Annotated in this window: 6 protein-coding genes and 1 pseudogene; 5 read left to right on the top strand and 2 right to left on the bottom strand. The window is 76.3% G+C overall.

All coding sequences use genetic code 11. The features are described from left to right. The 3 genes and pseudogenes from AB0P35_RS20140 to AB0P35_RS20130 form a co-directional block, all read left to right on the top strand. A pseudogene (locus AB0P35_RS20140) lies at positions 1 to 115 on the top strand (electron transfer flavoprotein subunit alpha/FixB family protein); the annotation flags it as partial. A 145-nt stretch (positions 116 to 260) separates the two neighbouring features. Next, positions 261 to 1,664 carry an acyl-CoA synthetase gene (locus tag AB0P35_RS20135; protein ID WP_363512307.1) on the top strand — a complete coding sequence of 468 codons (1,404 nt, stop codon included), beginning with the start codon at positions 261 to 263 and terminating at the stop codon, positions 1,662 to 1,664. 169 nt (positions 1,665 to 1,833) lie between these two features. Next, on the top strand, positions 1,834 to 2,892 hold the full coding sequence (locus tag AB0P35_RS20130; RefSeq protein ID WP_363512305.1) for an NUDIX domain-containing protein: 1,059 nt from the start codon (positions 1,834 to 1,836) through the stop codon (positions 2,890 to 2,892). 83 nt (positions 2,893 to 2,975) lie between these two features. On the opposite strand, the gene AB0P35_RS20125 is transcribed toward AB0P35_RS20130, so the two are convergent. Beyond that, positions 2,976 to 3,896: an acyltransferase domain-containing protein gene (locus AB0P35_RS20125; protein ID WP_363512303.1), complete on the bottom strand. Its 921-nt coding sequence runs from the start codon at positions 3,894 to 3,896 to the stop codon at positions 2,976 to 2,978. A 208-nt stretch (positions 3,897 to 4,104) separates the two neighbouring features. Here AB0P35_RS20125 and AB0P35_RS20120 point away from each other — a divergent pair, with 208 nt between their 5' ends. Beyond that, complete coding sequence (locus tag AB0P35_RS20120) at positions 4,105 to 4,935, top strand: DUF4184 family protein (protein WP_363512301.1); 831 nt, start codon at positions 4,105 to 4,107, stop codon at positions 4,933 to 4,935. Here AB0P35_RS20120 and AB0P35_RS20115 read toward each other — a convergent pair. Then, complete coding sequence (locus AB0P35_RS20115) at positions 4,886 to 6,250, bottom strand: dipeptidase (RefSeq protein WP_363512299.1); 1,365 nt, start codon at positions 6,248 to 6,250, stop codon at positions 4,886 to 4,888. The genes AB0P35_RS20120 and AB0P35_RS20115 overlap by 50 nt on opposite strands. Positions 6,251 to 6,505: 255 nt before the next feature. Between AB0P35_RS20115 and AB0P35_RS20110 the strand changes: the two genes are divergently transcribed. Further along, positions 6,506 to 7,660: a geranylgeranyl reductase family protein gene (locus AB0P35_RS20110; protein ID WP_363512323.1), complete on the top strand. Its 1,155-nt coding sequence runs from the start codon at positions 6,506 to 6,508 to the stop codon at positions 7,658 to 7,660. The last annotated feature ends 23 nt before the right edge of the window (positions 7,661 to 7,683 follow it).

Here is a 7,683-nt window from a genome sequence, read left to right as displayed (position 1 = left end):
GATCAACAAGGACCCCGAGGCCCCGATCTTCGAACTCGTGGACTACGGCGTCGTCGGCGACCTCTTCACCGTCCTGCCCCAGCTCACCGCCGAGGTGAAGGCCCGCAAGGGCTGAGCCCCGCACGGCGCACGAGGGCGCGGCACCCGGGAGACCGGGGGCCGCGCCCTTCGCCGTCCGCCCCGCCGCGCGTTCCACCCGGCGGTCCGACCGGTGGGACGGTCCCGGGTGCCCGGCGGCCCCGGCGCGTAGAGTCCGGACCATGGGACTGCTGACGGCACTTGAGGGCGGACACGGGGACCGGCGCGACGCGGTGGTGGTCGACGGCCGGGCGATGTCGTGGGAGGAACTGCTCGGCGCCGCCGGCGCGGTGGCCGAGCGGGTCGCGGGGGCACCGGCCCTCGCGGTGCTGGCCCGGCCCACCGCGGAGACCGTGGTCGCGGTGGTCGGCGGGCTGCTCGCCGGCGTGCCGGTGGTACCGCTGCCGCCGGACTCCGGGCCGAAGGAGCGCGAGCACATCCTGCGGGACTCCAGCGCCGCGCTGCTGGCCGTCCCGGCCGGGGAAGAGCCGGCGGACGCCGAGGCGGTGCCGGTCGACCTCGGCGCGCGCTCCGGCGCCACCTTCGCCGAGCCCGCGCCGGAGCACCCGGCCTTCGTCCTGTACACCTCGGGCACCACCGGCGCGCCCAAGGGCGCGGTGATCCCCCGTTCCGCGGTCGCCGCGGGCCTGGACGGCCTCGCCGACGCCTGGCGGTGGACCGCCGACGACACCCTGGTGCACGGGCTGCCGCTCTTCCACGTGCACGGCCTGGTGCTCGGTTTGCTCGGCGCGCTGCGCACCGGCAGCCGCCTGGTGCACACCGGCCGGCCCACGCCCGGCGCGTACGCCGGCGCGCGCGGCAGCCTGTACTTCGGCGTGCCCACCGTCTGGTCCCGGGTGACGGCGGACGGCACCGCCGCCCGGGAGCTGGCCGGCGCCCGGCTGCTGGTCTCCGGCAGCGCGCCGCTGCCGGTGCCCGTCTTCGAGCGGCTCGCCGAACTCACCGGACACGAGCCGATCGAGCGCTACGGCATGACCGAGTCGCTGATCACCGTCTCCACCCGCGCCGACGGCGAGCGCCGCCCCGGCAGCGTCGGCCTGCCGCTGGACGGGGTGCGCACCCGGCTGGTCGGCGAGGACGGTGCCGAGGTCGCCGCCGACGGCGAGACCGTCGGCGAGCTGCAGGTCGCCGGACCGACGCTGTTCGCCGGCTACCTCAATCGCGCGGACGCCGACGCCGAGGCCTGGACGTCCGACGGCTGGTTCCGGACCGGCGACGTCGCCGTGATCGGCCCCGACGGCTTCCACCGGATCGTCGGCCGCGCCTCCGTCGACCTGATCAAGAGCGGCGGCTACAGGATCGGCGCCGGCGAGGTCGAGGCCGCGCTTCGCGACCACCCCGAGGTGGCGGACGCGGCCGTGGTCGGCGTCCCCGACGACGACCTCGGCCAGGCCGTGGTCGCCTACGTCATCCCTGACGGCCCGGTCACCGGGGAGCGGCTCACCGACTTCGTCGCCCAGCGGCTCTCCGTCCACAAGCGCCCCCGGCGGGTCGTGCTGGTGGACGAACTGCCCCGCAACGCCATGGGCAAGGTGCTCAAGAAGCAGCTGCTCGACCTCGGCTGACCGATCCGCCCGGCATGTGCCCGGTGGCCGGAGGCCGACGCCGCCGGGCACCGCGAGGCATGGGACGGCCGCCCGTACGGGTACCACCGGTGTGGCGCGGGGGCCGCGGTAGGGTCTCCGCCGCCCGGTGCGTGGGGCACCGGGGTGGGCCGAGGGCAGGGGATGCTCTGTGATCGTCTGGGTCAATGGCACGTTCGGCGCGGGGAAGACCACCGCGTGCCGGGAACTGGTGGAGCTCCTGCCCGGGAGCCTCCTCTTCGACCCCGAGCTGGTCGGCGCAGGACTCTGCCGGCTGTTGCCCGCCGACCGGCTGGCGCCGGTCGGCGACTTCCAGGACCTGCCCTCCTGGCGGCGCCTGGTTCCCGAGGTCGCCGCGGCCCTGCTCGCCGAGGTTCCCGGGCCGCTGGTCGTCCCGATGACCCTGCTGCGGGAGGACTACCGCGACGAGATATTCGGCGCGCTCGCCTCCCGCGGGCTCGCCGTCCACCACTTCGTCCTGGACCCTGACGAAACGATCCTGCAGGAGCGCATCGCCGCCCGGGACGAGTACCCCGGCGACCCCGAGCGCTCCGAGCACGTCCGCCGCTGGTGCCTCGACCACCTGCCCGCCTACCGCTCCGCCAGACGGTGGCTCGGCCGCGACGCCCAGCTCGTCGACACCACCGGCCTCACCCCGGCGCAGACCGCCCGGCGCCTGGCGGGATTCGTCGCCGACGGCACCGCCCGCTGCCCGATCGTGCAGAGTGCCGACCCCACCGGCGACACCGTCGCCGCCGCCGTCCTGCTCTTCGACGAACAGGACCGCGTGCTCCTCGTCGACCCCGTCTACAAGCCCGCCTGGGAGTTCCCCGGCGGCGTCGTCGAACGCGGCGAGGCCCCGACCGACGCCGCCCTGCGCGAGACCGCCGAGGAGCTCGGCCTGCACCTCGACGCGCCCGCCCTGCGCCTGCTCGCCGTCGACTGGGAACCCAGGACCGGACCCCGCCGCGGCGGCCTGCGGCTCGTCTACGACGGCGGCCGGCTCGGCGCCGAGGCCCAGCAGCAGCTGCGGCTGCAGCAGGACGAACTGCGCAGCTGGCGCTTCGTCACCCTCGACGAGGCCGCCGGACTGCTGCCCGCCACCCGGCTGCGGCGGCTCGCTGCGGCGCTCGACGCCCGCGAGCGCGGGGAACTGCGCTACCTGGAGGCGGGGCTGCCCGCGGCGGTGGGGGCGGCCACGGCCGGCTGACCGCGGGCCGCCACGGGCCGGGGTGCCGTACGGGGGCGCCGGCCGGTCGCGTGCGGGCGGGTGCGGGTGGCGCGCCGGTGCCGTCACAGCGGGCACCAGCCGCTACCGACGTACCAGTGCCCGCCCGCCCGCAGGTGGTCGGCCAGCGCCCGCTGCAGCGCGGTCTCCCGGGGCAGCCGCTCCGGCGGCAGCTCCGGATCCGTGAAGACGAAGCCCAGCGGCTCGGCGTCCGAGGGGCCGCGGTCCGGCCGCAGCGGCCGGAAGCGGCGCTGGAAGCGGACGATGTTCGCCTCCGCGGGGAGGCGGTCGGCCAGCTGCCCGTCCAGCAGCCAGGAGAAGATGCAGGCCGTCCGGTACGGCGCGGCGGGGAAGTGCCGGGCGAAGAACGCCCGGGCCCGGTCGAGCGAGGCGTCGCAGGCCCGCGGGGTGAGCGGCCCGCAGAAGTCCGGGACGTGCAGCACCAGGCACCAGGTGCCCGCCGGCGGGGCCGCGGCGTCGACCGCCTCCTGCGGGCGCAGCCGGTGGCGCTGGAACTGCAGCCGGCCGAGCTGGAACAGCTCGCCGCGCAGGTGCAGGGTGAGCCAGTTCGCCGAGCCCAGGCCGGGGGTGCCGTGCCGGCGCCGGTGCACGGTCAGCTGCCGCCCGAGATCGGCCAGGGTGGCGCGGGACACCTCGGGAGGGACACCGCGGGACCGGTGCCAGGCGCGGGCCTGCGGCGCCAGCGCGGTGAACAGCAGCGCGGGCAGCAGCCGGCCGACCTCGCCCGGGGCGTCCGGCCACTGCGGGGGCAGGCCCGCCGGGCGGCCGACCGTGCCGACGGCGGCGGACTGATCCCCGGCGGCGCGGGCGAAGACACGGCGCAGACCGGGATCGCGCGCCAGCCGGGTGCGGGCGGCCACCAGGGGGTTGATGTCGATGTGCGGGACACCGAGGTCCAGGAGTGCCCGGGGGAGATCGTCGGCGGACGGCAGGTCGGCGGGGGCAGGCAGGTCGGGGTCCGTCACACCGGCCTCCTTGTCTGCGGGCGCCTGGTCCTGGACGCCGTCGTTTCATCATGGCGGGCCGTCGGGGGCGGGAGGGTGGTGCGTTGCGGGCGTGCGGGGGTGCGGCCGGGGCGGGCGGATCGGGAGCGGGCGGATCAGGGGCGGGCGCGATCGTGAGGGCCCGACGCGCCCTGACGGGATTCCCGCCCCACCGGTGGAGGATGGACGGGTGCCGTTCACGTTGAGCCATGTTGCGGCGGTGGTGCCGCTGCTGGGCAGGGGGGCCGAGGGGTGCTGGGTGGCGTCGGGGCTGGTGGCCGGCTCCATGGCGCCCGACGTGCCGTACTTCGCGGACTCGCTGCTGCCGGGGGTCTACCGGTTCGGGGCGCTGACGCACCGCTGGTGGGCCGTACCGACGGTGGACGCGGCGATCGCGGCGGGAGGCGTCGTGCTCTGGCACGGTCTGCTGCGCGACCCGCTCACCGGACTGCTGCCCGAGGGACTGCCGGTGGCCGTGGAGGCGCCGCTGCCGCGCGGGGCCGCCGGGGTCGGGGCGTTCGTGCTGTCGGCCGCGGTCGGGGCGGCCAGCCACGTGCTCTGGGACGCGTTCACCCACCCTGGCCGGGCCGGGGTACGGGCCGTTCCGGTGCTGGGCCGGCCGGTGGCCGGAGACGTCCCGCTGTGCACGGTGCTGCAGTACGGGACCTCGCTGCTGGGCCTCGCCGTCCTGGGGGAGCGGGTGCGGCGGGCGGCGCGGACACCTCACGCCGGGCCGGGGCCGCGCCGGCCGCGCCGGGCGGTGCGCCGCGCCGCGGTGGCGGGGCTGGCGGTGTCGGCCGCGCTCGGCGCGGCGCACCGGCTGGCCCGCCGGGAGCGCGGGGTCGTTTCGGAGTTCTGCTTCGGCGCGGGCGCGGGCCTCGCGGTGGGGGCGACGGTCTTCGCGGCGCTGTCGGCGGCGCGGGCCCGGGTGCCGTCCGCGGGGACGACACCCGGGGCGGGGCGGCGGTCGGTCAGGCCGAGCGCAGCCGGGCGTAGGTGCGCAGGAAGAGCGCCTCGGTGAGGGCCATCCGCTCCAGCTCCTGCGGGTCGACGCTCTCGTTGACGGCGTGGATCTGGGTGGTCGGCTCCTCGACGCCGATCAGGACGATCTCCGCCTGCGGGTAGAGCCTGCGCAGGGTGTTGCAGAGAGGGATGGAGCCGCCCTCGCCGGAGGCGACCATCTCGCGGCCGAACGCCTCCCGCATCGCCTCGCCCATCGCCTCGTAGGCGGGCCCGGTGATGTCCGCGCTGAACGCCTCGCCGCCGCTGAGCACGGTGATCTCGGCCTGCGCGCCCCACGGCACCGCCGCCTCCAGGTGGGCGGTGAGGGCCTGCTGGGCGGCCTTCAGCTCCATGCCCGGCGGGATGCGCAGACTGACCAGCGCCCTGGCGCTCGCCTGGACGGAGGAGGTGGCGCCGATCACCGGAGGGGCGTCGATGCCGAGGACGGTGACGGAGGGACGGGCCCACAGCCGGTCGGCGACGGTGCCGGTACCGGTCAGCGCGACGCCGTCGAGCACCTTGGCGTCCTCGCGGAACTGCGGCTCGTCGTACTGGACGCCCGGCCAGACCTGGTCGGCCGTCAGGCCGGCCACGGCGACGTCGCCGTGCTCGTCGTGCAGGGTCGCGAGCAGCCTGACCATGGCCTGCAGCGCGTCCGGGGCGGCGCCGCCGAAGGCGCCGGAGTGCAGGTTCCCGGCCAGTGTGGTGAGGGCGACCTCGACCACCGTCATGCCGCGCAGGCTGGCGGTGACGGTGGGCAGGCCGGCCGCGAAGTTGCCGGTGTCGCCGATGACGATCGCGTCGGCGGTGAGCAGCTCCGGGTGGGCCTCGGCGTAGCGCTCCAGGCCGCCGGTGCCCTGCTCCTCGGAGCCCTCGACGATCACCTTCAGACCGACCGGCAGGCCGCCGTCCACCTCGCGCAGGGCCCGCAGCGCGGTGAGGTGCATGAGGATGTTGCCCTTGCAGTCGGCGGCGCCCCGGCCGTACCAGCGGCCGTCACGCTCCGTCAGTTCGAAGGGCGGGCTGAGCCAGGCGTTCTCGTCGAGCGGCGGCTGGACGTCGTAGTGGGAGTACAGCAGCACGGTCGGGGCGCCGGCCGGGCCGGGGAGCTCGGCGTACACGGACTGGGTGTCGTCGGGCGTGTCCAGCAGTCGCACGCCCGTCAGGCCCTCGGCGGTGAGCGCGTCGGCGACCCAGCGGGCGGCCTTCTCGCACTCCTCCACCGGGAACTGCCGGGGGTCGGCGACGGACGGGAAGGCGACCAGCTCGGCCAGGTCGGCCTTGGCGCGCGGCATCAGGGATCGGACGGCCGCCGCCAGGTGCTGCTGGGTCATCAGGTGTCTCCTGTTGACGAGGTGCGGGTGATTTGTCCGATCATAGGTCGGTGCCGTGTCGTGACCCGCGTCATCCCTGGTCGCGGGGGTGGCCGACGGGTCTAGGATGCGATCGTGACTGACACCGGTAGCTCCCTCGACCCGAACTCCGACGAGCACGAGGCCGTCGGACACGAGGCCGTTCCCGCGGCCCCCGACCAGACCGCCGCGGACCCGGCGGCCACCGGGCCCGACCCCCTCGGCGGGGTCTGGGACGTGGTCGTGGTCGGCGCCGGCCCGGCCGGCTCCTCCGCCGCGTACGCCGCCGCGGCCCAGGGCCGCCGGGTGCTGCTGCTGGACAAGGCCGAGCACCCCCGCTACAAGACCTGCGGCGGCGGCATCATCGGCCCGTCCCGGGACACCCTGCCGCCGGACTTCAAGCTGCCGCTGCAGGACCGCATCCACGCCGTCACCTTCGCCCTCGGCGGCCGCTTCACCCGCACCCGCCGCTCCAAGCGGATGCTCTTCGGCCTGGTCAACCGGGACGAGTTCGACCTGCGCCTGGTGCAGTCCGCCGAGCAGGCCGGCGCGGTGCTGGTCACCGGTGTCACCGCGACCGGCGTCGAGCAGCAGGACGGCGACGGCCGCACCGCCTTCGTCACCACGGCGGACGGCCGCCGCATCGAAGCCCGCGCCGTCGTCGGCGCGGACGGCTCGGCCAGCCGGATCGGCCGCCACGTCGGCGTCTCCTTCGACCAGATCGACCTCGGCCTGGAGGCGGAGATCCCGGTGCCGGAGGAGGTCTCCCGGGCCTGGGCCGGCCGGATCCACCTCGACTGGGGCCCGCTGCCCGGCTCGTACGGCTGGGTCTTCCCCAAGACCGACTCGGGCACCCTGACGGTCGGCGTCATCTCCGCGCGCGGCGACGGCGAGCGCACCAAGCAGTACCTGGCCGACTACATCCGGCAGTTGGGCCTCTCCGGCTTCAAGCCGAGCATCGAGTCCGGCCATCTGACGCGCTGCCGCGCCGAGGACTCGCCGCTCTCCCGCGGGCGGGTGCTGGTGGCCGGCGACGCGGCCGGCCTGCTGGAGCCGTGGACCCGCGAGGGCATCTCGTACGCCCTGCGGTCGGGCCGGCTGGCCGGCGAGTGGGCGGTGAAGGTCGCCGAGGCCGACGGCTCGGCGGACGTGCGGCGGCAGGCGCTCAACTACGCCTTCGCGATCAAGGCCGGGCTGGGCGTGGAGATGCGGGCCGGCAAGGTCATGCTCGGGGCCTTCGAGCGCCGTCCGCACCTGTTCCACGCCGCGGTCTGCCTGGTCACCCCCGCGTGGCGGGCCTTCGCCCGGACCACGCAGGGGCACACGACCTTCGCACAGGTCATGCGGGAGCACCGGGCCGCGCGGAAGCTGGCGTCGGTCGCGGGGCGGTAGTCCCCGGCGGGAGACGCGCCCCT

The sequence above is a fragment of the Kitasatospora sp. NPDC085879 genome (genome assembly GCF_040686255.1).
Classification (GTDB): domain Bacteria; phylum Actinomycetota; class Actinomycetes; order Streptomycetales; family Streptomycetaceae; genus Kitasatospora.
The sequence above is the reverse complement of the archived record's forward strand: the minus strand, read 5'-3'. Positions and strand labels throughout refer to the sequence as shown.

Excerpts from the sequence above, each read along its gene's own strand:
- AB0P35_RS20115 (WP_363512299.1), bottom strand. The coding sequence starts at position 6,250 with ATGACCCAGCAGCACCTGGCGGCGGCCGTCCGATCCCTGATGCCGCGC.
- AB0P35_RS20135 (WP_363512307.1), top strand. The coding sequence starts at position 261 with ATGGGACTGCTGACGGCACTTGAGGGCGGACACGGGGACCGGCGCGAC.